The sequence below is a fragment of the Candidatus Pantoea symbiotica genome (genome assembly GCF_056491525.1).
Genome location: NZ_JBSZHR010000002.1, coordinates 3,109,925 through 3,136,430, shown reverse-complemented (window position 1 = coordinate 3,136,430; position 26,506 = coordinate 3,109,925). Strand labels below are relative to the sequence as shown.

Sequence of the window (26,506 nt, the reverse complement as noted above, 5' to 3'; positions counted from 1 at the left end):
TTCAACAGGGAGTGCAAACATGATTACCTTGGATACGTTTCAACAACGTCGTCAGGCGCTGATTGCCCGCATGGCGCCAGGCAGCGCTGCATTGATTTTTGCTGCACCTGAAGTGACGCGCAGCAACGACACCGAATACAACTTTCGGCAAAACAGTGACTTCTGGTATTTCACCGGTTTTAACGAACCGCAGGCGCTGCTGGTATTGATTAAAAGCGATGATAAGCACAATCACAGCGTGCTGTTCAATCGCGTGCGCGATCTCACCGCTGAAATCTGGTTTGGCCGTCGTCTGGGACAAGATGCGGCCCCCGCAAAACTGGGCGTAGATCGTGCGTTGCCGTGGGATGACATTGGCGAGCAGCTGCATCAACTGCTTAACGGTCTGGATGTGGTTTACCACGCGCAGGGCGAATACGCAGAAGCCGATCGGCTGGTGTTCAGCGCGCTGGAAAAACTGCGTCGCGGCTTCCGTCAGAACCTCAGTGCGCCGGATACGGTTACTGACTGGCGTCCGTGGGTGCATGAAATGCGCCTGTTCAAAAGTGCGGAAGAGATTGAGATTCTGCGCCGCGCCGGCAAAATCAGCGCGCTGGCGCATACGCGAGCGATGCAAGCCTGTCGTCCCGGCATGTTTGAATATCAGCTGGAAGGCGAAATTCATCACGAATTCAATCGCCACGGCGCGCGTTTCCCCTCATACAACACCATTGTCGGTTCCGGCGAAAACGGCTGCATTCTGCACTACACCGAAAACGAATGTGAGATGCGCGATGGCGACTTAGTGCTGATCGACGCTGGCTGTGAATTCCACGGCTACGCGGGCGATATCACCCGTACTTTCCCGGTCAACGGCACCTTCAGCGAGCCGCAGCGGGCTATCTATGACATCGTGCTGGCCTCGCTCTACAAAGCGCTGTCGATGTTCCGTCCGGGCATTAGCATCCATGACGTCAATGACGAAGTGGTGCGCATCATGATCACCGGGCTGGTCGATCTCGGCATTCTGGATGGCAACATCGATACGCTGTTTGAAGAGCAGGCGCATCGTCCGTTCTTCATGCACGGTTTGGGCCACTGGCTGGGGCTGGATGTGCATGATGTTGGCCATTACGGCACGCCAAGCCGCGACCGCTTACTTGAGCCGGGCATGGTGCTGACCGTTGAGCCAGGCTTGTATATCGCGCCAGATGCCAAAGTGCCGGCACAATATCGCGGTATTGGCATTCGCATCGAAGATGACATCGTCATCACCGCTGACGGCAACGAAAATCTCACCGACAGCGTAGTGAAAGACGCCGACGCGATTGAAGCCTTGATGGCGGCGGCACGTCACGCATGAGCATTTTGATTGCCGGCGGCGGCATGACCGGTGCGACCCTTGCGCTGGCGATTTCACATCTGACGCAAGGCCAACTGCCGGTTACGCTGATTGAACGCAGCCAGCCCGATAGCCGCGCACATCCCGGCTTCGACGGACGCGCGATTGCTCTGGCGGCAGGTACTTGCCAGCAGTTAGCGGATATCGATCTGTGGCGCTCGCTGGCCGATTGCGCCACGCCAATTACCGATATTCACGTTTCCGATCGCGGTCATACCGGCTTTGTTTCGCTTAAAGCACAAGATCATCAGGTTCCCGCGCTCGGCCAGGTGGTCGAACTGTTTGATGTCGGCCAGCGACTGTTTCAACGCCTGCAGAAAGCGCCAGGCGTCACGCTGCGCTGCCCGGATCACGTTACCTCGGTATCGCGTACGGCGGATAACGTGCAGGTTATGTTGAACAGCGGCGAACAACTGGAAGGCGCATTACTGGTGGCCGCCGACGGTGCGCGTTCCCCTTTAGGCGCTTCCTGCGGCATCACCTGGCAGCGCGACGATTATCAGCAGCTAGCGGTGATTGCCAATGTGTCGACGCAATTGCCGCATCAGGGCCGCGCCTTTGAGCGTTTTACCGAGCACGGCCCGCTGGCGTTGTTGCCGATGTCCGGCAATCGCATGTCACTGGTGTGGTGCCATCCGCTTGAGGCGCAAGCAACCATTAAGCAGTGGGACGATGCCACTTTCCTGCAAGAACTGCAGCGCGCATTTGGCTGGCGGTTGGGGCGTTTCACGCACACCGGTCAACGCGAGCATTATCCGCTGGCGCTGCAAACCGCCGAACGTCAGGTGACACATCGTCTGGCGCTGGTGGGCAACGCGGCACAAACGCTGCATCCGATTGCCGGACAAGGCTTCAATCTGGGTCTGCGCGATGTGATGTCGCTAGCGGAAACGCTGGCGGGCGCACATCGTCAGCAGCAAGATCCCGGCAGTTTCGCGGTATTGCAGCATTTTGCCGCGCGACGTCAGCCCGATCGTGCCGCCACTATTGGCGTCACTGACGGTTTAGTCCGACTGTTTGCTAACCGCTATGCGCCGTTAGTAGCAGGACGAAATCTTGGGCTGGTGGCAATGGACCATCTGCCTTGGCTACGAAATCCACTTGCCGTACGCACGCTCGGCTGGGTTAAGCGTTAAGCACGAATTAAGGGGCAGCAATGCAAACTTTTGATGTGGCAATTGCCGGAGGCGGCATGGTGGGCTTGGCCGTCGCCTGCGGACTACAAGGCAGCGGCTTACGCGTTGCCGTGCTGGAAAAAGCACCCGAGCCACAGTTTGATCCGGCGGCCAATTCGTCGATTCGCGTCTCCGCCATCAACGCTGCCAGCGAGCGCCTGCTGCAAAAGCTCGATGTCTGGTCGAGCATTCTGGCGCTGCGTGCCTGCGCCTATCACGGCATGGAAGTGTGGGATCAGGACAGCTTCGGATCGATCAGCTTTGATGATGAGCAGCAGGGATTATCGCATCTCGGTCATATCATTGAAAATGAAGTGATTCACAGCGCGTTGTGGCAGCGCGCCAGTCAGAGCAGCGATATCACGCTGTTTGCCCCGGCACAGTTACAGCAAGTGGCGTTTGGCGATAACGAAGCCTTTATTACCCTGCAAGATGGCAGCATGATGAGTGCTCGTTTGCTGGTGGCTGCCGACGGCGCGAATTCGTGGCTGCGCGACAAAGCGGATATTCCGCTGACCTTCTGGGATTACGAACATCACGCGCTGGTGGCAAACATCCGCACCGATATGCCGCATGATGCCATTGCGCGTCAGGTGTTCCATGGCGACGGTATTCTGGCGTTCCTGCCGATGCAGGATCCGCACTTATGCTCGATTGTCTGGTCGCTCTCGCCACAGGAAGCGGCGCGCGTGCAATCGATGCCGGAAGTGCTATTTAATCAACAGTTGTCGGTGGCATTTGATATGCGCCTTGGCTTGTGTCAGGTCGAGAGCGAACGTAAAACCTTCCCGCTAACAGCGCGTTATGCGCGTAACTTTGCCGCGCACCGTTTGGCGCTGGTCGGCGATGCCGCCCACACCATCCATCCGCTGGCCGGGCAGGGCGTGAATCTTGGATTTATGGATGCAGCTGAATTAATTGGTGAAATTCGCCGGCTACATCAGGAAGGCAAAGACATCGGCCAGCATCTCTATTTGCGTCGCTATGAGCGCAGCCGCAAGCACAGCGCGGCGATGATGCTGGCGGGGATGCAAGGCTTCCGCGAACTGTTTGCCGGCACCCATCCGGCGAAAAAGCTGCTGCGTGATGTTGGCCTCAAGCTCGCCGATACTTTGCCGGGCGTCAAACCGCTGATGCTGAAACAGGCGATGGGGCTTAACGATCTACCCAGCTGGATACGCTAATCACCTTTGTATCCCCGGTGCGCATGAATGCGCACCCTACAAACTCCCCCCAAACTCCGTAGGGTCGCCATTCATGGCGACCGTTCAACTGACACTCATTACGCCCAAATCAACCCCATTTTTCTTTGCTGCACCGCAATGATGCAGCGCTGCACCGCAATCGCGCCTCGTTTGATTTATTCTAATTTTACCCCTTAATTCGCATTAGATTAATTCATGCAATAACCATTCACATGCCGGACCATTTCTTAAACCTGTGGCGTCTATTCCCTCAATTTGCTGCATGAAAGTAATTTAGTCGTATTTTGTGCGAGGCTAATCACAATAACGCAGTGATTTATGCTGGTGGCTGTTCGGTGGCTCATTGAAAGGTGGTAGTGTTTCGCCCTCGTTTTCCTCATGGTTAATTGCCGCATTAGGTGATAACTTCAGCATAAAGAGAACGTTTGCGTCAGCCTGCTAAGGCGACGCAGGCGCGTCACACTCACTTGTATTCACAGGATGGTTATGACTCAGCAAACGCCTCTATTCGAACAGCATCAGGCAAGCGGTGCGCGCATGGTGGACTTCCACGGTTGGATGATGCCGCTACATTACGGCTCGCAAATGGATGAGCATCACGCGGTGCGTAACGATGCCGGCATGTTTGATGTTTCCCACATGACCATCGTCGATCTGCGCGGCGCACGTACCCGCGAATTCCTGCGCTATCTGCTGGCGAACGATGTCGCCAAGCTGACCCAGCCGGGCAAAGCCCTTTATACCGGTATGTTGAATGCCTCCGCTGGCGTCATTGATGATTTAATTGTTTACTTTATGAGCGAAGATTTCTTCCGTCTGGTGGTGAACTCCGCCACGCGTGAGAAAGATTTGGCGTGGATTAAACAGCATGCGCAGCCGTTTGGCGTGGAGCTGACCGAGCGTGACGATCTGGCGCTGATTGCGGTCCAAGGTCCAAACGCGCAGCAGAAAGCACAAACGCTGTTTAGCGCCGCTCAGCGTGATGCTGTTGCCGGGATGAAACCTTTCTTTGGCGTGCAGGAAGAAAACCTGTTTATCGCCACCACCGGTTACACCGGCGAAGCGGGTTATGAGATTGCCATGCCTGCTACTGAAGCCGCCGCTTTCTGGCAGCAGCTGTTGGCCGCAGGTGTCAAACCGGCGGGGCTCGGCGCGCGTGACACGTTGCGTCTGGAAGCGGGCATGAACCTGTACGGTCAGGAGATGGATGAAGGCGTTTCGCCGCTCGCCGCCAATATGGGCTGGACCATCAGCTGGGAACCTGCCGATCGCGATTTCATTGGTCGTGATGCCCTGCAGGCGCAGCGCGAGCACGGCACCGAGAAGCTGGTTGGCCTGGTGATGACCGAAAAAGGCGTGCTGCGCAACGGCTTAACGGTGCGTTTCACCGATCAACAAGGTCAGCCGCAGCAAGGTATTATTACCAGTGGTTCCTTCTCACCAACCTTGGGTTACAGCATCGCGCTGGCGCGTGTGCCGGCCGGAATTGGTGAGCAGGCGATTGTGGAAATCCGCAACCGTGAAATGCCAGTAAACGTCACCAAACCGATTTTTGTTCGCGCCGGTAAGCCGGTCGCCCAGTAATTTTTTCAGGAGAAATGGCCAATGAGCAATGTGCCAAGTGAATTGAAATACCGCGATAGCCACGAGTGGGTCCGTAAAGAAGCCGACGGCACCTTTACTGTGGGTATCACCGAACACGCACAGGAACTGCTGGGCGATATGGTGTTTGTCGATCTGCCAGACGTTGGCGCCACTTTCGCGGCCGGTGATGACTGCGCTGTTGCGGAGTCGGTGAAAGCGGCTTCAGACATCTATGCGCCACTGAGCGGTGAAATTGTTGCGGTAAATGACCAACTGGGCGATTCGCCAGAGCTGGTGAACAGCGCGCCATACGCTGATGGTTGGCTGTTCCGCATCAAAGCCAGCGACGCGTCAGAGCTCGACGCTATGCTGGATGCTGATGCCTACAAAGCCGCGATCGACGAGTAACCGGTAGTTTTAGAAGGTGACGCGCTGCGCCACCTTCTTTTTTATCTGCCTGATTTAACGCCATTTTTGTAACCCAGCCCGATTCAGGATTTACTGCAAATGACCCAGACTCTCAGCCAGCTTGAACACAACGGTGCTTTCATTGAGCGCCACATCGGTCCTACGCCGGAACAACAGGACTTAATGCTGAAAGCGATCGGTGCCAGTTCGCTCTCTTCATTGATTAGTTCTATCGTGCCTGCCGATATCCAACTGCCTGGCCCGCCGGCAGTGGGCGACGCCGCGACCGAGCAGCAAGCGCTGGCAGAGCTGAAAGCCATTGCCAGTCAGAACCAACGCTACAAATCCTGGATCGGCATGGGCTACAGCGCGGTAATCACACCGCCGGTTATCCTGCGTAACATGCTGGAAAACCCAGGCTGGTACACCGCATATACGCCGTATCAGCCAGAAGTGTCGCAGGGACGTCTTGAGGCGCTTCTCAACTTCCAAACCCTGACGCTGGATCTGACCGGTCTTGATATCGCTTCCGCGTCACTGCTGGATGAAGCGACCGCCGCTGCCGAAGCGATGGCGATGGCCAAGCGCGTCAGCAAACTGAAAACCGCTACCAAATTCTTCATCGCCAATGACATCCATCCACAGACGCTGGATGTGGTGCGCACCCGCGCAGAAACCTTTGGTTTTGAACTGATTATTGACAGTGCTGACAAGGTGCTGGATCACGACGATCTGTTCGGCGTATTGCTACAACAGGTTGGCACGCACGGTGAAGTGCACGATTACCGCGCACTGATTGCCGAGCTGAAAAGCCGCAAAGTGGTGGTGAGCGTAGCGGCAGACTTCATGGCGCTGGTGCAGTTAGAAGCGCCAGGCAAGCAGGGCGCGGATATCGTCTTCGGTTCTGCCCAGCGTTTCGGCGTGCCAATGGGTTACGGCGGCCCACACGCTGCGTTCTTCGCCAGCCGCGATGAGCATAAACGCTCGATGCCAGGCCGCATCATTGGTGTATCACGCGATGCCGCCGGTAACACCGCGCTGCGCATGGCGATGCAAACCCGCGAGCAACATATCCGTCGTGAGAAAGCCAACTCCAACATCTGTACATCGCAGGTGCTGCTGGCGAATATCGCCGGTCTCTATGCGGTGTATCACGGTCCGGTTGGCCTGAAACGCATTGCATCACGAATTCACCGTCTGACCAGCATTCTGGCGGCGGGCCTGCAAAACGGTGGCCTGAAGCTGCGTCACAACAGCTGGTTCGATACGCTGACGGTTGAAGTGGCCGATAAAGCGGCGGTTCTGAACCGTGCGCAGAGCTTTGGCGTCAACCTGCGCAGCGATATCCATAATGCCGTCGGCATTACGCTGGATGAAACCACCGCGCGTGAAGATGTGCTGGCGCTGTTCGCGATCCTGCTGGGCGATGCGCACGGCCAGGACATTGATGCGCTGGATGCCGCTGTTGCTGCGGAAAACAGTGCGATTCCGGCTGGTCAGGTGCGTGAGAGCGCTTTCCTGACGCATCCGGTGTTCAACCGTCATCACAGTGAAACTGAGATGATGCGTTACATGCACAGCCTGGAGAAAAAGGATCTGGCGCTGAATCAGGCGATGATTCCACTCGGTTCGTGCACCATGAAACTCAACGCCGCAGCGGAAATGATTCCAATCACCTGGCCGGAATTCGCCGAACTGCATCCGTTCTGCCCAGCTGAGCAGGCGTCGGGTTATCTGCAGATGATTGGCCAGCTGTCGCAATGGCTGGTGCAGCTGACCGGCTACGATGCGCTGTGCATGCAGCCCAACTCGGGTGCGCAGGGCGAATACGCCGGTCTGCTGGCGATTCGTCGTTACCACGAAAGCCGCAACGAAGGCGGCCGTAATGTCTGCCTGATCCCAAGCTCGGCGCACGGCACCAACCCAGCATCTGCGCAGATGGCGGGCATGTCGGTTGTGGTAGTGGCTTGTGATAAACAAGGCAACATCGACCTTGGCGATTTGCGTGAAAAAGCCGCGCAGGTCGGTGAGCAGCTGTCGTGCATCATGGTGACCTATCCGTCAACGCACGGCGTTTACGAAGAAACCATCCGCGAAGTGTGCCAGATCGTGCATCAGCACGGCGGGCAGGTGTATCTCGACGGCGCCAACATGAACGCGCAGGTCGGTATCACCACGCCGGGTTACATTGGCGCGGACGTATCGCACCTTAACCTGCACAAAACTTTCTGCATCCCACACGGCGGTGGCGGTCCAGGCATGGGCCCAATCGGTGTGAAAGCGCATCTTGCGCCGTTCGTGCCGGGTCACAGCGTAGTGCAAATTGATGGCGTGCTGACGCAACAGGGCGCGGTTTCTGCCGCACCGTTCGGTAGCGCATCGATTCTGCCAATCAGCTGGATGTATATCCGCATGATGGGCGCGGAAGGCCTGAAACAAGCCAGTTCGGTGGCGATTCTGAACGCCAACTATATCGCCAGCCGTCTGCAGTCTGCTTATCCGATTCTGTATGCGGGCCGCGATGGCCGCGTGGCGCACGAATGTATTCTCGACATACGTCCGCTGAAAGAGCAGACCGGCATCAGCGAGCTGGATATTGCTAAACGTCTGATCGATTACGGTTTCCATGCGCCAACCATGTCATTCCCGGTTGCGGGTACGCTGATGGTTGAACCAACGGAATCAGAAAGCAAAATCGAGCTGGATCGATTTATCGATGCGATGCTGGCCATCCGCATGGAAATCGATCGCGTTGCCGATGGCGAATGGCCGCTGGAAGATAACCCGCTGGTGAACGCGCCACATACGCAGACAGAAATCGTCGGCGACTGGACACATCCGTACACCCGCGAACTGGCGGTGTTCCCGGCCGGCAGCGCTAACAAATACTGGCCGACGGTGAAACGTCTGGATGATGTATTTGGCGACCGCAATGTGTTCTGCTCGTGTGTGCCAATGAGCGAATACCAATAATTTAGCCGTCATACTTTGAGCCACAGCGGCGTTGGCTGCGCTCATTAACCCCGGTCACTTACTGATATAAGCTCCCGGGGATGAACGAACTTGCCGCCTTGCTGCATCTCAAATTATTTAGGCTAAAGTTACGGGTAGTATTTATGAAGGGCCGATTATTCGGCCCTTTTTTTTGGAGGCAAAAATGGATCTGGCTTTGATTACCGGTGGCAGTCGTGGGATTGGCCGCGCAACCGCGTTATTGCTGGCGCAGGCGGGTTATCGCGTGGCGATCAACTATCGCCAGCGTCGAGCCGAAGCGGCAAGCGTGGTGGCAGAGATTGAAGCGCAGGGCGGCAGTGCCTTTGCGCTGCAGGGCGATATCGCCGATGAAGCGCAGGTCATGCGCATGTTTGCCGAGTTGGATCAGCAAGAGGGCGAACTGCGTGTGCTGGTGAATAATGCCGGTATTTTGTTTACCCAATGCCGGGTGGAAGAGCTGGATGCCGAACGCATTCAACGCGTGTTCGCCACCAACGTCACCGGTACATTCATTTGCTGTCGTGAAGCGGTGAAACGCATGGGGACGCATCATGGTGGCAAAGGTGGTGCCATCGTCAATGTGTCATCCGCCGCGTCACGTCTGGGTGCACCGGGTGAATATGTGGATTATGCCGCCTCAAAAGGAGCGATGGATACGCTGACCAAAGGTTTATCGCTGGAAGTGGCGGCGCAGGGCATTCGCGTCAACAGCGTGCGCCCTGGCCTTATTTATACCGAAATGCACGCTGACGGCGGCGAGCCGGGCCGAGTCGATCGTCTGGCAAGCATGTTGCCAATGGGACGCGGTGGTCAGGCCGAAGAGATTGCTGAAGCGATTGTCTGGCTGGCGAGCGATGCCGCGTCGTATGTGACGGGCACCTTTATTGATGCGGCTGGCGGGCGATAATTAACCCGGTCGGCATAAATGCCACCCCTACAAAACCTGAAATCGACGATCATTTACGCACAAAACCCCACCAAATCACCGTAGGGTCGCCATTCATGGCGACCGATTTAATCAAGCTCGCGCCTGTCACACCCACTCACAGATTTAATTTAGCGTACATGTGTACTCTGAAAATTATCCCGGTTACTCTGGTTGCTCAGAAATAGCACACTCGCTTTTTCCGTTGTTCAGGAATCCCTTCATGGTACAAAACCCAGTTATTGCCCAGGGCTACTCGTTGGCAGAAGAGATCGCCAATAGTATCAGCCACGGAATCGGCTGCATTTTCGGCATCATCGGGTTGGTGTTAATGCTGACACAAGCCGTTGAATCACAAGCTAACATCACCGCAATCACCAGTTACAGCCTGTACGGCGGCAGCATCATTTTGCTCTATCTCGCCTCAACGCTGTATCACGCAATTCCCCATCAAAAAGCCAAATACTGGCTGAAGAAATTTGACCACTGCGCCATCTATCTGTTGATTGCCGGCACTTACACGCCGTTCTTGCTGGTGGGGCTCAATTCGCCGCTGGCGCAGGGTTTGATGGTGGTGATTTGGAGTCTGGCGCTGGCCGGTATCCTATTTAAAATCGCCTTTGCTCACCGCTTTGAAGCGCTGTCGCTGGTGACTTATCTTGGTATGGGCTGGTTGTCGCTGGTGGTGATTTATCAGCTGGCGATCAAACTTTCGCCGGGCGGGATTTGGCTGCTGGCCGCCGGTGGGATTGTTTATTCGCTGGGGGTGATTTTCTACGTCTCGCGCCGCATTCCTTACAGTCACGCCATATGGCATGGCTTTGTGCTTGGCGGCAGCGTGTTGCACTTCTGCGCGATTTATTTTTACGTCATGTAAGCTCGATCCAGGTCGCCATAAATGGCGACCCTGCGGGTTTGGTGCGCAATTATTCTGTCAATGAATACGGCAGCGGCTGAATGGTCAACTTGCCACTTTCATCGCCTTCCACGCGTAATACGCTATCCGGTTCCAAATCGTTGTTCATCACCACCTGCACCCAAACGCTGCCGTCATCCAGCTGCACGCCGCTCAATACCGTGCCAGTACGACGCCATTTATCGCCCATCTGCAGCTCCATTGAACTGCTAACGTCCGGCACTTTGCTGGCTTTACCCGCCAGCCAATAGAGTGCACGTTTGTTGGCTCCGCGGAATTTGGCGCGCGCCACCATCTCCTGGCCGGTGTAGCAGCCTTTTTTGAAGCTGATGGCATCCAGCGCCTGCAGGTTGGTGGCTTGTGGAATCAGCTGCGCGCTGGTGGCGCTTTCAATCACCGGAATGCCTGCTTCGATATCCAGCGCCAGCCATTGCAGGCTGTCATTGAACTGCGCTTCTCCCGCCAATTTATCTTTCAGCGCATTTGCCTGGTCTGGCGTGGTCACCAGCAGGAAACGCTCAGCTGGTTGGGCAAACCACAGTAGCGTGCTCTCACCCTGCTGTACTACCGGCGTTTCGGCATCCGGCAGCGTGCTGAACACGCCCGCCAGCGCGGCGCGCGCCTGGAAACCAGCAACGCCCAGCAGCACCGCTTCATCATCAGCGACGATGGTGACTTTGGCGAACACCGCGTATTTCTTCAGTTCGGTAAGCTGCTGCTCACGCAGGTTGCGACGCACCACGTAAGCGTAACCTTCGGTGCGATGGAACAGACGAATGTTGCTCCACATTTTGCCTTTGGCATCGCAGTGCGCGGCGGGACGATGTTGCGTCTCGCCCATCGCCGCAACATCCAGCGTCAGCTGACCTTGCAGATAAGACGTGCTGTCATTGCCCTGCACCTTTACCAGCGCCCATTCGTCGAGCGAAATCAGGGTCAAAGGCAGGCGTGACGATGCAGCAGGCTGGCGAGGTGGAAGGGTAAAAATCGACATATGTCTTTCCTGATTAATGAGGTAATAGGTTGCAATGGTAAAAGAGCAGTGCGGCTTTGCAACCTGTTTACTGAATATGGCGCACAAATCGCGTGATACCCGTTGCAAATTGGGGGATGTAACGCCGGAGCATTGCACAGGGTTAAGCACAGCGCCTGCAGCGAGAAAAAAAAGCAGGTACACTGAGCGCCACTGTTTTTAGTCATGGAACCTGAGACATGGAAATTAACGACAAAGCCCGCGTCCAATGGGCATGCCGTCGCGGCATGCTGGAGCTGGATATCGCTATCATGCCGTTTTTCAAATTCGAATATGATTCGCTGGACGACACCGATAAGCAGGTGTTTATCGCGCTGTTAAAGAGTGACGATCCCGATCTGTTCAACTGGTTAATGAATCACGGTGAACCGGTCGATCCCGAGTTCAAACGCATGGTGAAACTGATTCAGCAGCGCAACCGTGAACGCGGTCCGGTGGCAATGTGATCTGCGGGCGTCACGCAGTGCGCGCGCACTGAATGTGACGCTCTTTCTGCTGTGCGCCGGTTTGCTGCTGGCGCTTGAGTGGCCTGACGCGTGGGCGTGGAGTAAAGCGCCGGTGTTAGTGCTGCTGCTGGCAGAATGCTGGCGCAACGAGCGCCGTTTGGTGCAGCGCGTAGGTCGTCTGGCGCTGGACGTGAAGGGCAACTGGCTGTGGCGCGGCGTGCGCTGGCGAGCAGATCTCAGGGCGGATTGGTTGCCGTATGGCGTTTTGCTGGTGCTGCGTAATCAGCAGGGGAAACGCTGGCGGCTGTGGTTAATGCACGACAACCTGCCGCCCGGTGAATGGCGCACGTTACGCGCCTGCTGTTTTCTGCGCGAGGGGCAAACGCTGCCTTAAAGCAGCGCTGCAGTTTCCGTCAGAATCTGTTCGCACCACTGTTCGACGCGCTCATCGCTCAGTTCGAACTGATTAACATCATCAAGCGCCAGGCCGACAAACTGGTTGCCATCTGCGGTCAGCGGTTTTTTGCTGGTAAACTCATAGCCTTCCAGCGGCCAGTAACCCACAAACTGCACGCCCATCGGCTGCAACAGTTCGTGCAGCATGCCCAGCGCATCAAGGAACCATTCGGCGTATTCGCCCTGATCGCCCATGCCGTAAAGCGCCACGATTTTCCCGCGCAAGTTCAGCGCCGGAATCTGCGGCCAAATCGCTTCCCAATCTTCCTGCAACTCACCGAAATCCCACGTCGGAATACCGAGGATCAGCAAATCGTACTGCTCCATCAGTGACGGATCGTCATCTTTCAAATTGTGCAGCGTGACTAATTCTTCACCGATAAAGTCGCGAATCTTCTCCGCCGTCATCTCGGTGTAGCAGGTGCTCGAACCATAAAACAAACCAATATTCATGCAATTAATGCTCTGTCTGAAACTGACTCGGGGGCAATTGTACCAGAAGCAGGCTACTTTCAGGCATAATGAGCACGATTTCACACGGGTGGAGAGTACAGTGCAGGACAGCGATCTGATCGAACAGTTTCTGGATGCGCTTTGGATTGAGCGTAATCTGGCGCAGAACACGCTCGCCTCTTATCGGCAGGATCTGCAAACGCTCACCGGTTGGCTGCATCACCACGATCGCACGCTATTGACGTTAGAAGCGCTTGATTTGCAGCAGTTTCTTGCCGAACGCGTCGAGGGCGGCTACAAAGCCACCAGCTCGGCGCGCACCCTCAGCGCCATTCGCCGCTTGTGCCAATATCTTTATCGGGAAAAAGTGCGCAGCGACGATCCCAGCGCGCTGCTCTCGGCACCGAAATTGCCGCAGCGTCTGCCGAAAGATCTCAGTGAAAATCAGGTCGAACGCTTGTTGCAGGCACCGAGCATTGATGTGCCGCTTGAACTTCGCGACAAGGCGATGCTGGAATTGCTGTACGCCACCGGTTTACGCGTGACGGAGCTGGTGGGTTTGACCATCAGCGATATCAGCCTGCGTCAGGGCGTGGTGCGCGTGATCGGTAAAGGCAACAAAGAGCGTCTTGTGCCGTTAGGTGAAGAAGCGGTGTACTGGATTGAATACTATATGGAACATGGTCGGCCGTGGCTGCTCAACGGGCAAACGCTGGACGTGATGTTTCCCAGCCAGCGCGCGCAGCAAATGACGCGGCAGACCTTCTGGCATCGCATCAAACACTATGCGACCCTTGCCGGTATCGATAGCGAAAAGCTGTCGCCGCACGTGCTGCGCCACGCATTTGCCACACATTTACTGAACCACGGCGCCGATTTACGCGTCGTACAGATGTTGCTGGGCCACAGCGACCTCTCGACCACCCAAATTTATACGCACGTCGCCACTGAGCGCCTGCGTCTGTTACATCAACAGCATCATCCGCGCGCTTGAGATGCGGTAACAAGGATTTAAGATGAAAAAGCAGCTAAAGATGCTGGCTCTGCTGGTCAGTGCATTCACTGGATTGGCGCATGCCGATGACAACGCCATTCAGCAAACGCTGAAAAAACTGGGATTGCAGCAGGCTGAAATCCAGCCGTCACCGCTACCGGGCATCAAAACGGTGTTGACCGAAAGCGGCGTGCTCTACGTCTCCGAAGACGGCAAGCACATGATTCAGGGCCCGCTGTATGATGTCAGCGGCACCCAGCCAATCAACGTTACCAACCAACTGCTGGACAAAAAAGTCACGGCGCTGGCGCCAGACATGATTGTCTATAAAGCGCCGAAAGAGCAGCACGTGATCACCGTGTTCACCGACATCACCTGCGGCTACTGCCGCAAGCTGCATGAGCAGATGGCCGACTACAACGCGCTCGGCATCACCGTGCGCTATCTGGCCTTCCCGCGTGAAGGTCTGAATGGTCAGGTAGAAAAAGCCATGCGCGCCATCTGGTGCAGCGCCGACCGTAACAAAGCTTTCGATGCAGCGATGAAAGGCGATGCGCCGCAGATGGATGCACCGGCCACCTGCAAAACCAATATCGAGCAGCAGTACAAACTCGGCATCCTGTTTGGCATTCAGGGCACGCCAGCCATTCTCACTGATAGCGGCATGATGATTCCTGGCTATCAGGGACCGCAAGAGCTGAAGCAGGTGCTTGACGGCCAGAAGCGTGGCGGTTAACGCACAGTGATTCATTCTGTTGAATTGCGTCGGCGCGAAGCCGAGACCGAAGCCATCCTACCCGCTGATTTGCCCCCTTTGCTGCGCCGCTTGTATCTGCAACGCGGCGTGAAAGAGGCGCTGGAACTGGAGCGCGGCGCTAAACATCTGCTGCCGTGGCAAACGCTGGGTGGCATCGAAGCCGCCGTGACGCTGCTGCATCAGATGCTGCTGGCAGGCAAACGCATTGTGGTGGTAGGCGATTTCGATGCCGATGGCGCCACCAGCACCGCGTTAACCGTGCTGGCGCTGCGCAGCCTCGGCGGCAACGTTGATTATCTGGTGCCAAACCGTTTCGAAGATGGCTACGGCTTAAGTCCGGAAGTGGTTGAGCAGGCTAAAGCGCGCGGTGCGGAGATGATTCTCACCGTCGACAACGGCATCTCATCACATTCCGGTGTGGATACTGCGCATCAGCACGGCATTCCGGTGTTGGTTACCGATCACCACTTGCCAGGCGAAACCTTGCCTGCCGCCGAAGCGATTGTGAACCCGAACCTCAACGACAGCGAATTCCCTTCACGTTCGCTGGCGGGTGTTGGCGTGGCTTTCTATCTGATGCTGGCGCTGCGTGCGCATCTGCGTCAGCAAAACTGGTTTAGCGATAGCCGCGCCGAGCCAAACCTGGCGGAACTGCTCGATCTGGTGGCGCTGGGCACGGTAGCCGATGTGGTGCCGCTGGATGCCAACAATCGCATTCTGGTGTGGCAAGGTTTGAGCCGTATCCGCGCGGGTAAATGCCGCGCCGGGATTCGCGCGCTGCTGGAGATTGCCAATCGCGATGCGCGTCAACTTGCTGCCAGCGATCTCGGTTTTGCTGTGGGGCCGCGCCTCAATGCCGCCGGTCGTCTGGACGATATGTCGGTCGGCGTGGCGTTGCTGCTCACCGAAGATATCTCCGAGGCGCGCATGCTGGCGAATGAGCTCGATGCGCTGAATCAGACGCGCAAAGAGATTGAGCAGGGCATGAAGAGTGAAGCGCTGGCACTGTGCGATGAGCTGGAGCGCCAGCACACCGATCTGCCGCTGGGTCTGGCGTTCTACCATCCTGAGTGGCATCAGGGCGTGGTTGGGATTCTGGCGTCACGGCTGAAAGAGCGCTTCCATCGTCCGGTGATTGCTTTCGCGCCTGCCGGAGACGGCACGCTGAAAGGTTCTGGCCGCTCGATTGCCGGTTTGCATCTGCGCGATGCGCTGGAGCGTCTCGACACGCTGTTCCCTGGTTTGATGATCAAATTTGGTGGTCACGCCATGGCGGCCGGATTGTCACTGGAAACCGTAAAGTATGAGGAGTTCCGTGCGCGTTTTGCCGCGTTGATCGATGAGTGGCTGGATGGCGAAGCATTGCAGGGCGTAATTTGGTCCGACGGCGAACTGCATGCGCAGGAGTTTACGCTGCACACCGCCGAAATGCTGCGAGAAGCCGGTCCGTGGGGCCAGGCGTTCCCGGAGCCGGTGTTTGACGGCAAGTTCAAACTGCTACAACAGCGGTTAGTGGGCGAGCGTCATTTAAAAGTGATGGTCGAGCCGCTCGGCGGCGGCCCGCTGTTAGACGGGATTGCCTTCAACGTGGATACCACGCTGTGGCCAGACAGCAGCGTGCGTCAGGTGCAGCTGGCCTACAAGCTGGATATCAACGAGTATCGTGGCAATCGTTCGGTGCAATTGATCATCGATCATATCTGGCCGATGTAAGGTGCGTGAGGTCGCCATGAATGGCGTAATGCCGCTCAGTTAAGCGCAGAGCGACTTTCGTTCGCCATGTGCTGAGGCAGTTGCAGCACCTTCGTGCGGCGACCGAGCAGAGGACGCCTGGCCGCGCCCTCTGCACTCCCGGGCCCTGCGCCAGCCCAACCCGCCGCTTCGCGGTACCTTCACTCATTCACGATTCCTGACGGACCGGCGGCGATTCGCTCCTGCTCAGCGTCGCCTCTCGCCGCATCCATGCGGCTCGCCCTGGAATCCCTCATTCGCTCAGCGGTTTGGGATGTCGCCTCAACATCCGCGCTGCAGCAACTCTGCATTTTCCTGACTCTCAATCGCTACAGACCCCGTAGGGTCGCCATTTATGGTGACCTGGTGCGCATGAATGCGCACCCTACGAAAAACCAGTTTGGGCACTGTCATCACAGGCGGCGGTGTTGGGCGCCATCCGCAGCGCCGAGCGCAGAGTGACGGCCAGGATGAGCCGACAGGACGTCGGCGAAAGCGCGGCATGAGCCAGGAAGGCGAATCCGCGCGGTCCGTCAGGCCGGAGGGATAAGCGAGGGAACAGCGAGGACGGCGCAAGGCGCGGATTGCTAAGGTCCGCGCCTTCGGACCTTAGCCCGGCCGCCTGCTTCAGGCATTCTGAAACTGCCAGATGCTTAGCGGGCGGAACCCCTGCGATGTCAGCGCGCTGCTTATCTGACAAGCATTACGCCATTAACGGTGACCCTCCGCCGTAGGATGCGCATTGATGCGCAGGACTCAGAAACTCACATCCACACCGCCGCGCAGCACTTTCTCGTCACCGCGATCGGCGAAGTGCTGATCGGCGCGCAGGAACAGGCGCGCACGTGATGTCTGCGCCACATCCAACCGCACGCCTAACCACTGCGACCTGCGATCGAGCTGCATACCAGGAATCGTGAAGCGGTTCTGGTCATCGCCAAATCCGCCCCAGCGCGCGCTGACATCCATCGACGGATTGTTGAACGCGTACTGATATTCGCCATACAGACTCAGCATGCTCCACAATCCAGCCGACCAATCCTGTCGCGCGCTGATACTCAAACCGCTATATCCGACGCTGCGTCGATAGCTGTCGCCGTCACCACTCAGACCAAACGCGCTGCCTTTATCCTCAAACGCACCGGTATCCAGCCCGGTTTCACGCCAGCCGAGATAAGGTTCGAGGCGATAGTTATCCTCAATCGTCCAGCGATAACCGCTTTGCAGCGCCGCCTGCCAGCTGTTGCTGCTGGTGGTCGATGACACCGGCGAAGCTTCATCCAGCAATACCAAACGCTTCAACTCATCACGGCCATGTTGATAGCTAAGATTGCCCTGCAGATACCACTCCGGCGTCAAATCGTAACGGCCATACAGCATCGCGCCTTGCAGACGATTACGGCTGGTGCCGCCGGTTTGGTCGTAGGTGGAATCGATCTGATTCTGCGTCCAGGCCACGCCCACGCGCAGACCGGAAACGCCCAAATCGCTATCCACGCCCAGTGCGGTAAGCGTGTTGCGATAGTCGGTGCCGAGGTAGCCCGCCTGATCCAGCGAACCGCGCAGTTGACCACTCTCGATCCAGAAGCCGTAACGATTGTCGGCGCTGGCGTCGGCGATGCGATTGCTCAACAGGCGGCTTTGATAATCCAGCGCGTTAAACAGCACCGCATTGCTGGAGGCGTGCGCCTGACCAGAAAGTGAATTGATGGCAGCCTGCGCACTGCTGGCATCCGCCAACGTCTGGAACGCTCCGGCCGCGCCCAGCGCCGACTGCTGCGCACTGCTAAGCGATCCCTGTTGCTGCCAGCTATCCGCCACGCTGAACGCCTGCTCCAGATTCGCGGCCGTTTGCTGGGTGCTGGCGCCGTTGATGCCCATCGCTGCCGCTGCTGCCGCAGTGTTTTTACGCGTCAGCTGGCCGATCACGCTGTTGGCGTTGTAGCTGACCGAACCATCAAGGAACACGCCGGTATTGACCTGACTGAACTGGCCGCTGACGCCCGCATCGCTGGTCAGCAGCGTTTCCTGCTGTTTCACTACATAGGTTGATGACGGTGGCGCAAGGTTCAGCGTGCCGTCCAGCGTCGAGTGGCCCGTTACGCGCAGCGGACTGTTCAGCGCGATATTCAGCACGCCATTACTGCGTTGCTGGTAATCGCCTTGCACCTGCAAGCCGCCGTTGACCGATCCCTGATTGAGTAAGCTGCCGCCAATCACGCCGCTGCCGCCAAGGGTGCCGCTGCCGCTGACGTTGGCACTGCCGGCAATCGCGCCATCGATAAGCAACGTATTGGCCGAAACGCTGGTCTGGCCGAGGTAACTGTTGTTGCCGGTTAACTGCAGCACGCCGCCATTATTCGCGCCGTCAAGGATCAGACCACGATCGCCGCTGATGGCATTCGAGAAGACATAGCTACCTGCATCCAAGCTGGCGTGAAAATCATCGGCCCAGAACATCGCCGGACCGTTCAGCGCTTTCGCCTGATTGAGATCGCCCCAGCCGAAGGTGTCGTTGTAAGGCCGCCCGTTGGCGCTATCCGCAGCGCCGGCATAAGCATCGCTGCGGTAAGTGGCGGTGGTCAGCAGCGTCTGCTGCAGGTTGTAGCCGCTCATCCACGGAAAGCGCTGCAACACTTGCGAAGCCGCCGCTGCGGCGCGCGGAGCGGCAAAAGAGGTGCCGTAACTGCGCGCATTCACCCAGGTGCCATCGGCATTCTGAAAGCGATAATCGCTGTAACCTGGCGCGCTCAGGCACCATGCAGCGGCGTTGCCGCAGGCGTCAAACGGCCCGGTTAACGCCGCGCGGTTCGCCGTGTCGTATGAGGTGCTGTCCATCACGCCGGTGACCGCCAGCATGTTCTTTTGCAGCGCGCTGTCCTGATAAATCAACGGCAGTTGGGCGTTAGGAGAAGGGGTTGCGGTGCCGCCATTGCCGGTGATCACTACCGCCAAGCCGTCAGCCGCCGCAATCTCACGCATGCTTTGCACTAGCACCTGATAGCGCGGTTGCGCATCGGTTAGCGCCTGCGCGGTGGTTAAGCGCTCGCTGGAGGCGTACGACATATTGAAAACCCGCACGCCCTGGCTCAGCAGGCCGCTCACCGCGCGCGCGGTATCGTTGTACTGAAAGACATTGTTCTGCGATGCCTGCGCCACATACAGCGTGCTGCCCGGCGACAAACCCAATAACGTCAGCGCCACCACGGTGCCGTGACCGTTAATGCCCTGATTATCATTTAAACTGCTGCCGCCGCCGACATAGCTGGTGAACTGCACGTTAGCGTAATTAATTTCACTGCGATCGGGCGACAACCCCGAATCAATAATGCCGACTTTGCTGGCATTGCCTGCAGCGCTGGGTTGGGCTGGCGGTTGTTCAGGCGTGCCGGCGGTGGGCGAGGTTGCTGCGCTACCGCCGCCTCCACCTCCGCCGCCACCACCGCAGGCGGCAAGTAACAAAGGCATTAACAAGGCAAGCAGGCGCGGCGAAGTGCGCAAACCGGGAATAAACATCGATACTCCTTCATGTCTCTCAGGACATGTTGTGCCCGCTCACGTTTACGGGCGCTGATTACTGTGTCATTCCCTGTCGAAGCTGCGCATTCCTGGCGGTCGTGGTGACAAACGGTCTGGACGTTAGTGATGTCCATCGGGGGGATAGTCACTGAGCAAAATGATAAAAGGGCGCTAACAAATCGATAGGCTGAATATCAGCTGCTTAATGGCGTTATTTGAGACGTGTCTGCTTTCTTGCAGGAAATTTCTCACAAGACAATTCTTAATGATTTATCTTTATAAATCATGGTCTTTAATGACGTCTTTCAGCGCTAATTGCCTAAAATTTGCAGGAAAATTCCTAAGAAGGTTCTGAGGGTGAGGTATTTGCTGGGGAGTTTTGGAAAACATAACGAATGCGGCTTTCCAGAAGGTTGAGAACTTTTTTTCTCGCGGCGCGTGCGCACTCACTCACACTGCGTGCAATGCTACAAAGTACGCACACTTTCGGGTAAACTAGCGCGTTAGTTTTTATCTCCTTTCACCGAATCGTCAAAAAAGACTGAAAAGCCATGTTTGAAATTAATCCGGTCAAAAATCGTATTCAGGATCTCACCGAGCGCAGCGACGTTCTTCGGGGGTATCTTTGACTACGATGCTAAGAAAGAACGCCTCGAAGAAGTAAACGCCGAGCTGGAGCAGCCAGACGTCTGGAACGAACCCGAGCGCGCGCAAGCGCTGGGCAAAGAACGTGCTTCACTGGAAGCCGTGGTCGAAACCCTGGATCACATGACACAAGGCCTGGAAGATGTGCAGGGCCTGCTGGATCTGGCGGTGGAAGCCGACGACGAAGAGACCTTCAACGAAGCGGTTGCCGAGCTTGATGCACTGGAAGTGAAGCTGGGCGAACTGGAATTCCGTCGTATGTTCTCCGGCGAATATGACAGCGCCGACTGCTATATGGATATTCAGGCCGGTTCCGGCGGCACCGAAGCGCAGGATTGGGCCAGCATGCTGCTGCGCATGTATCTGCGCTGGGCGGAAGCCAAAGGCTATAAAACCGAAATTATCGAAGAGTCAGACGGTGAAGTGGCCGGAACCAAATCCGCCACCATTAAAATCATCGGCGACTACGCGTTTGGCTGGCTGCGTACTGAAACCGGCGTTCATCGCCTGGTGCGTAAGAGCCCGTTCGATTCCGGCGGCCGTCGCCACACCTCATTCAGTTCGGTGTTTATCTACCCGGAAGTGGATGACAACATCGATATCGATATCAATCCCGCCGATCTGCGTATCGACGTTTACCGCGCTTCCGGTGCGGGCGGCCAGCACGTTAACAAAACCGAGTCTGCGGTGCGTATTACCCACTTGCCGACCAACATTGTGGTGCAGTGCCAGAACGACCGTTCACAGCACAAGAACAAAGATCAGGCCTTCAAGCAGTTACGCGCCAAGCTGTACGAATATGAGATGCAGAAGAAAAACGCGGACAAGCAGGCAGCGGAAGATAACAAATCTGATATCGGCTGGGGCAGCCAGATCCGTTCTTATGTTCTCGACGATTCACGCATCAAGGATCTGCGTACCAGCGTAGAAACCCGCAACACCCAAGCGGTGCTGGATGGCGATATCGATCGTTTTATTGAAGCAAGTTTAAAAGCAGGGCTATAAGGAACCGACATGTCTGAACAACAACCGCAGAGCGCTGATGCCGCCCTTGAGTTAAACAACGAACTGAAAGCGCGTCGCGAAAAACTCAGCGCGCTGCGTGAAAAAGGCGTGGCGTTTCCTAACGATTTCCGGCGCGACACCACGTCCGATGTGCTGCATGCCAGCTATGACGCTAAAGAGAACGAAGAGCTGGAAGCGCTAGGCGTAGAAGTGAGCGTGGCCGGTCGTATGATGACGCGCCGCATCATGGGGAAAGCGTCATTTGCCACCCTGCAGGATGTCGGCGGCCAGATTCAGATCTACGTTTCACGCGACGATCTGCCAGAAGGCGTCTACAACGAGCAGTTCAAGAAGTGGGATCTCGGCGATATCCTCGGTGCGCGCGGTAAGCTGTTCAAAACCAAAACCGGTGAGCTGTCGATCCACATCACTGAGCTGCGTCTGCTGACCAAAGCGCTGCGTCCGCTGCCGGATAAATTCCACGGCCTGGCCGATCAGGAAACTCGTTATCGTCAGCGTTATCTCGATCTGATCTCCAACGACGATTCGCGCAAAACCTTCAAAATTCGCTCACAAATCATGGCCGGCATTCGCCAGTTCATGGTTAACCGCGAGTTTATGGAAGTGGAAACCCCAATGATGCAGGTGATTCCTGGCGGCGCATCTGCGCGTCCGTTCATCACCCATCACAATGCGCTCGACATCGATATGTACCTGCGTATTGCGCCAGAACTGTATCTTAAGCGCCTGGTAGTTGGCGGTTTTGATCGCGTGTTCGAGATCAACCGTAACTTCCGTAACGAAGGTATTTCGCCGCGCCATAATCCAGAGTTCACCATGATGGAACTCTATATGGCGTATGCGGATTACAAAGATCTGATCGAGCTGACTGAAAGCCTGTTCCGTACCCTGGCGCAGGATGTGCTGGGCACCACGGAAGTGCCGTATGGCGATCACAGCTTCGATTTCGGTAAGCCGTTTGAGAAGCTCACCATGCGTGAAGCGATCAAGAAATACCGTCCGGAAACCGACCTGAGCGATCTGGAAGACTTCGATAAAGCGGTAGCGATTGCTAAATCGCTGCACATCAAAGTCGAGAAGAGCTGGGGCCTCGGCCGCGTAGTAACCGAGATCTTTGAAGAGACCGCTGAAGCGCACCTGATTCAGCCAACCTTCATCACCGAATACCCGGCTGAAGTATCACCGCTGGCGCGTCGTAACGACGAGAACCCGGAAATCACCGACCGCTTTGAGTTCTTCATCGGCGGCCGTGAAATCGGTAACGGCTTCTCAGAGCTGAACGATGCAGAAGATCAGGCTGAGCGTTTCCTGCAGCAGGTGAATGCGAAAGAGTCTGGCGATGACGAAGCAATGTTCTACGACGAAGACTATGTCACCGCGCTGGAACATGGCCTGCCACCAACCGCTGGTTTGGGCATTGGTATCGACCGTATGGTAATGCTGTTCACCAACAGCCACACCATCCGCGACGTCATCCTGTTCCCGGCACTGCGCCCGAGCGGTAAGTAATCCTCTCCGGCATCTTGTAGGGTCGCCATTCATGGCGACCTTTTTTTATTCCCGCCTTCCAACACAAAATTCCTGATGACAACCCGGCACGCTCTGTGCAGGATGGTTTTTTTCATTTTCAGGGAATCACCATGAGTGCAAAAGCGGCAACGTTAGAGGGCCGGATTCGTCAGCACTGGGATCAACTCTCCAGCCACGAGCAGCGACTTGCCGATGTGCTACTTGCCGCACCGGGCCAGCTAGCCATGAACACCGCCACCGAACTGGCGCACAGCGCGGGCGTGTCCAAAGCCACCACCACGCGCTTTTTCCGCCATCTCGGCTACGAAAGTTATGAAGCCGCACGCCGCCAGGCGCGTGAAATGCAGAGCAGCGGATCACCGCTCTACCTGCAACCAGCACCCAGCGCGTCGCCGCTGGCCAGCATCATGCAGCAGCATCTGGAAAAAGAGATCGCCAATCTGGTCAACAGCTATCGCACGCTGGACAGCGAACAGTTGCAGCAGGCGGTCACCGCCATCAGCCAGGCTCGACGCGTGGTGGTGATGGGTTGGCGCCACAGCCAAACCATCGCGCATCTGATCTATCGCGATTTGATCCATATTCACTCCGACGTGCGTCTGCTGCCGCGTCCCGGCGATTCGTTGGCGGAACATATGGCGGCTCTGAGCGCTGAAGATGTGGTGATCTGCGTCGGTTTGCGTCGGCGTATGCCCGCGCTGGAAGCGGCAATGAACGCACTGGCCGAGCGCAACGTGCCAATGCTATATATCGCCGATGTGCTCTCCGGCAAACCGGCGCGCCATGCGCAGTGGGTAATCCGCTGTCACACTGATAGCAGCCTGATTTTTGACAGCACCGCCGCGCTCTCTGGCGTGTGCAATCTGCTCTGTTCACTGGTGGCCCGACAAATGGGTAAAGCCAGCAACGATCATCTCGCGCAAATCGAAGCGCTGCACCAAACCCTCGACGAACTCGAATAATGCGCCGTGCTGGCGCACCCTGCGCCAGAAAAATCACCAAAACGGTGCAATTTTATCCAGGCCTCGCTAAATCAGCCATCCCCATTTCGCGCCATGTGAAATCATAGAAATTAAAAATAATAAACAAGAAACAAATGTTTCCAATTGATTTTATTGACTAAAGGCTAGGTTGTTGCGGGTTGACCTGCGTAGCGGTGAAAAAGCTGGCACAAAATATGCTCAGTAGAAAAAGACATTTCACCAATACCAGGGAAACACCATAATGAAAAAAACAGCACTGCTGATTGCCGCTCTTCTCTCCGTAGGCACCTTAGCGCAGGCGCAAGCCGACACGCTGGCCGACATCAAAAGCAGCGGCAAAATCACCGTCGGTATCGATCCAACCTTTCCTCCATACGAATACACCGATGACAAAGGTGAGATCACCGGTTACAGCGTGGCGATCATGCAATCCTTCGCCAAAGATCTCGGTGTGAAACTGGAGTTTCAGAAAACCGCCTTCAGCGGCATTCTGCCGGGCCTGATTTCGGGCTCCTTCAATGCCGAAGGTTCATCCCTTAACGTCACGGCGGAACGCGCGAAGAAAGTGCTTTTCACCGTGCCGTACAGCAAAACCGTGAATGGCGTGCTGGTGCGTGAAGCCGAGGCGAAAACCTTCAGCGGCAAAACTCTGAGTCCGGAAAGCTTATCGGGTCTGCGCGGCGCGGTGAAAACCGCCAGCGTGCCAGAGCAACTGCTGAAGGGCTTCAACGAGCAGTTGAAGAAAGAGGGTAAAACACCGATCACCATCATCAACGTCGATTCACTGGATCAAACCGTCAGCACGCTGATGACCAAACGCGCCGACTTCGTTTATGACGATATCTCGGTGTTAGCGCCGGTAGCGAAAAAATACGCCGGTAAAGTGGCGCAGGTCGGCGAAGTCGGCCCGTCGCAATGGATGGGTTGGGCGACACGTAAAGAAGATGGCAGCCTGAACAAAGCCATTAGCGACCACATCCTGGCGATGCAGAAAGATGGCGAACTGACCAAGCTGCAGCAGCAGTATCTCGGCACCACCTTTACCGTGCCCGCCAGCGACTTCATTCCGCAGGAGTAATTATGTGCCAGTCCAACCTGACGGTGCCCGCCGGCTTTGGCAAAACCTTCCGCGTGCGCAAGGGCCAGTTTATTACCGTGATTGATAGTGAAGGGCAGCAGGCGGCCGATTTCGTCGCGGTGAATGCCGATGACCTAAACGAGAAGCTGTCGCCGGTGCATACGCGTCAGCAGCTGCGCTCGCTGTTCTTCAAGCCGGGCGACGCGCTGTGGTCGAGTGAAAACCGTCCGATGCTGCGCATTCTTGCCGACAGCATCGGCATCCACGACGCCAACGTGCCCGCCTGCGATCGCACTCGTTTCAGCATCGATTTCGGTGTTGAAGGGCATCGCAACTGCGTGGATAACCTGCTGGAAGGGATGAAGGAATTTGGCGTCACCTACTTCTCGCTGCCGGAGCCGTTCAACCTGTTCCAGAACGGTCCGGTCACCGCCGATGGCCGCATGGAAGTGACCGATCCCAACAGCAAAGCGGGCGACAGCATCACCTTTGAAGCGCTGTGCGATCTCATCTGCTCGGTCTCATCCTGCCCGCAGGACATCATTCCTGGCAACGGCCTGCAGGTGACGCCAATTGACATCGTGGTCAGCGACCATTTTCACGCTCTGGAGATGAATCATGCTGTTAATGCGTGAAAGTTATGAAGAAACCGCCGCACGCACGCTGGCTGAACCGGTGCAGGTTGCACCGGGCAGCATCGGTTCGATTCGCGTGCTGCGCGGCCAGTTACTGCGCATCGCCGCAAAGGACGACGGCGCGGTGGCTTCGCTGTTTGGCTTCAGCCTGGCCGATCCCGCGGTGTGGCTGTCGGTGCATCACACGCGGGTGTTCAGCAACAGCTACCTGCTCGGTTCCGGCATGCGCCTGGTGAATAACCGTCGCCGTCCGATGATGGTGCTGGGCAAAGACAGCGTGAAACGTCACGACCTGCTGTTGCCGGCCTCCACCACGGCGTTTCTCACTGAGCGCGGCTATCAGGGAGAAGGTTGCCTCGATGCGCTGCGCGGCGAGCTGGCGCGTCTGGGCATGGTGGTGCCGAAGCTGCCGGATCCCATCAACCTGTTTATGCACGTCAAGCTGACGCGGGAAGGCGATATTCTGCCGGAAACCAACCTGACCAAAGCCGGCGACAGCATTACCTGTCGCGTGGTGATGGACATGCAGTTCATCGTCTCCGCCTGCAACACTGGCATTGAGGGCAACGATCGTCCCGCGCCGCTGCTGCTGTCGGTGGCGGAAAACCTGCACGACTTTAACGCGGAGTAAC

The 26,506-nt window shown here is 56.7% G+C and carries 22 protein-coding genes; 19 read left to right on the top strand and 3 right to left on the bottom strand.

The annotated features are described in order from the left end of the window. Window positions 1-19: 19 nt before the first annotated feature. The 8 genes from pepP (at window position 20) to trhA (ending at window position 10,549) form a co-directional block, all read left to right on the top strand. The gene (gene pepP / locus ACXIZX_RS15125; protein WP_277967203.1) at window positions 20-1,342 is read left to right on the top strand and encodes a Xaa-Pro aminopeptidase; all 1,323 of its coding nucleotides are present in this window, start codon (window positions 20-22) and stop codon (window positions 1,340-1,342) included. Beyond that, window positions 1,339-2,517, top strand: a complete 1,179-nt coding sequence (ubiH, locus tag ACXIZX_RS15120; protein WP_479404460.1) for a 2-octaprenyl-6-methoxyphenyl hydroxylase — start codon at window positions 1,339-1,341, stop codon at window positions 2,515-2,517. Before pepP ends, ubiH begins: the two co-directional genes overlap by 4 nt. A 20-nt stretch (window positions 2,518-2,537) precedes the next feature. Next, the gene (gene ubiI / locus ACXIZX_RS15115) at window positions 2,538-3,740 is read left to right on the top strand and encodes an FAD-dependent 2-octaprenylphenol hydroxylase (protein WP_479404459.1); all 1,203 of its coding nucleotides are present in this window, start codon (window positions 2,538-2,540) and stop codon (window positions 3,738-3,740) included. A gap of 507 nt (window positions 3,741-4,247) precedes the next feature. Then, window positions 4,248-5,345 (top strand): glycine cleavage system aminomethyltransferase GcvT, encoded by a 1,098-nt coding sequence (gcvT, locus tag ACXIZX_RS15110; RefSeq protein ID WP_479404458.1) that lies wholly within the window; start codon window positions 4,248-4,250, stop codon window positions 5,343-5,345. A gap of 21 nt (window positions 5,346-5,366) precedes the next feature. Beyond that, window positions 5,367-5,753 carry a glycine cleavage system protein GcvH gene (gene gcvH / locus ACXIZX_RS15105; protein WP_008108250.1) on the top strand — a complete coding sequence of 129 codons (387 nt, stop codon included), beginning with the start codon at window positions 5,367-5,369 and terminating at the stop codon, window positions 5,751-5,753. A 99-nt stretch (window positions 5,754-5,852) separates the two neighbouring features. Further along, window positions 5,853-8,726 (top strand): aminomethyl-transferring glycine dehydrogenase, encoded by a 2,874-nt coding sequence (gene gcvP / locus ACXIZX_RS15100; RefSeq protein ID WP_061719861.1) that lies wholly within the window; start codon window positions 5,853-5,855, stop codon window positions 8,724-8,726. Window positions 8,727-8,910: 184 nt separating this feature from the next. After that, window positions 8,911-9,654, top strand: a complete 744-nt coding sequence (locus tag ACXIZX_RS15095; protein WP_479404457.1) for an SDR family oxidoreductase — start codon at window positions 8,911-8,913, stop codon at window positions 9,652-9,654. Window positions 9,655-9,895: 241 nt separating this feature from the next. Beyond that, entirely contained in the window at window positions 9,896-10,549 is a 654-nt protein-coding gene (gene trhA, locus ACXIZX_RS15090) for a PAQR family membrane homeostasis protein TrhA (protein ID WP_061719863.1), read from the top strand. A 49-nt stretch (window positions 10,550-10,598) separates the two neighbouring features. On the opposite strand, the gene ygfZ is transcribed toward trhA, so the two are convergent. Beyond that, a complete protein-coding gene (gene ygfZ / locus ACXIZX_RS15085) occupies window positions 10,599-11,582 on the bottom strand; it encodes a tRNA-modifying protein YgfZ (protein ID WP_479404456.1) in 984 nt (327 codons plus the stop codon). 218 nt (window positions 11,583-11,800) lie between these two features. On the opposite strand from ygfZ, the gene sdhE reads away from it, so the two are divergent. After that, a complete protein-coding gene (sdhE, locus tag ACXIZX_RS15080; protein ID WP_061719865.1) occupies window positions 11,801-12,067 on the top strand; it encodes an FAD assembly factor SdhE in 267 nt (88 codons plus the stop codon). Window positions 12,068-12,101: 34 nt separating this feature from the next. After that, window positions 12,102-12,461 carry a protein YgfX gene (locus ACXIZX_RS15075; RefSeq protein WP_008108238.1) on the top strand — a complete coding sequence of 120 codons (360 nt, stop codon included), beginning with the start codon at window positions 12,102-12,104 and terminating at the stop codon, window positions 12,459-12,461. Here the strand turns inward: ACXIZX_RS15075 and fldB are convergent. After that, window positions 12,458-12,976, bottom strand: a complete 519-nt coding sequence (gene fldB / locus ACXIZX_RS15070; protein WP_258143860.1) for a flavodoxin FldB — start codon at window positions 12,974-12,976, stop codon at window positions 12,458-12,460. The two genes, ACXIZX_RS15075 and fldB, sit on opposite strands and share 4 nt — an antisense overlap. 100 nt (window positions 12,977-13,076) lie before the next feature. Here fldB and xerD point away from each other — a divergent pair, with 100 nt between their 5' ends. Genes xerD through recJ form a run of 3 tightly spaced genes read left to right on the top strand, consistent with a single transcriptional unit; the run spans window position 13,077 to window position 16,440 of the window. Further along, window positions 13,077-13,970, top strand: a complete 894-nt coding sequence (xerD, locus tag ACXIZX_RS15065; RefSeq protein ID WP_008108233.1) for a site-specific tyrosine recombinase XerD — start codon at window positions 13,077-13,079, stop codon at window positions 13,968-13,970. Window positions 13,971-13,992: 22 nt separating this feature from the next. Further along, window positions 13,993-14,706, top strand: a complete 714-nt coding sequence (gene dsbC / locus ACXIZX_RS15060) for a bifunctional protein-disulfide isomerase/oxidoreductase DsbC (RefSeq protein ID WP_479404455.1) — start codon at window positions 13,993-13,995, stop codon at window positions 14,704-14,706. 6 nt (window positions 14,707-14,712) lie between these two features. Beyond that, window positions 14,713-16,440 carry a single-stranded-DNA-specific exonuclease RecJ gene (recJ, locus tag ACXIZX_RS15055; protein ID WP_479404454.1) on the top strand — a complete coding sequence of 576 codons (1,728 nt, stop codon included), beginning with the start codon at window positions 14,713-14,715 and terminating at the stop codon, window positions 16,438-16,440. Between the two features lie 774 nt (window positions 16,441-17,214). Here recJ and ACXIZX_RS15050 read toward each other — a convergent pair. Then, window positions 17,215-19,974: an autotransporter domain-containing protein gene (locus ACXIZX_RS15050; protein ID WP_479404453.1), complete on the bottom strand. Its 2,760-nt coding sequence runs from the start codon at window positions 19,972-19,974 to the stop codon at window positions 17,215-17,217. Between the two features lie 554 nt (window positions 19,975-20,528). Here ACXIZX_RS15050 and prfB point away from each other — a divergent pair. The 6 genes from prfB to ACXIZX_RS15020 all read left to right on the top strand — a co-directional run bounded on the left by prfB (window position 20,529) and on the right by ACXIZX_RS15020 (window position 26,505). Then, window positions 20,529-21,627 (top strand): peptide chain release factor 2 gene (prfB, locus tag ACXIZX_RS15045; protein ID WP_139221409.1). Its coding sequence is split into 2 segments (ribosomal slippage): window positions 20,529-20,603 and window positions 20,605-21,627, totalling 1,098 coding nucleotides; the frame shifts between segments, so codons are not numbered across the junction. A 9-nt stretch (window positions 21,628-21,636) separates the two neighbouring features. Next, window positions 21,637-23,157 (top strand): lysine--tRNA ligase, encoded by a 1,521-nt coding sequence (gene lysS / locus ACXIZX_RS15040; protein WP_154181838.1) that lies wholly within the window; start codon window positions 21,637-21,639, stop codon window positions 23,155-23,157. Between the two features lie 131 nt (window positions 23,158-23,288). Continuing rightward, window positions 23,289-24,140 carry a MurR/RpiR family transcriptional regulator gene (locus tag ACXIZX_RS15035; protein ID WP_179452223.1) on the top strand — a complete coding sequence of 284 codons (852 nt, stop codon included), beginning with the start codon at window positions 23,289-23,291 and terminating at the stop codon, window positions 24,138-24,140. Between the two features lie 262 nt (window positions 24,141-24,402). After that, entirely contained in the window at window positions 24,403-25,239 is an 837-nt protein-coding gene (locus ACXIZX_RS15030; RefSeq protein ID WP_179452224.1) for a transporter substrate-binding domain-containing protein, read from the top strand. A gap of 2 nt (window positions 25,240-25,241) precedes the next feature. Beyond that, window positions 25,242-25,874, top strand: a complete 633-nt coding sequence (locus ACXIZX_RS15025; protein ID WP_179452225.1) for a DUF1989 domain-containing protein — start codon at window positions 25,242-25,244, stop codon at window positions 25,872-25,874. Continuing rightward, a complete protein-coding gene (locus ACXIZX_RS15020; RefSeq protein WP_479404452.1) occupies window positions 25,858-26,505 on the top strand; it encodes an urea carboxylase-associated family protein in 648 nt (215 codons plus the stop codon). The genes ACXIZX_RS15025 and ACXIZX_RS15020 overlap by 17 nt, the downstream gene beginning before the upstream one ends. Window position 26,506: the final 1 nt, after the last annotated feature.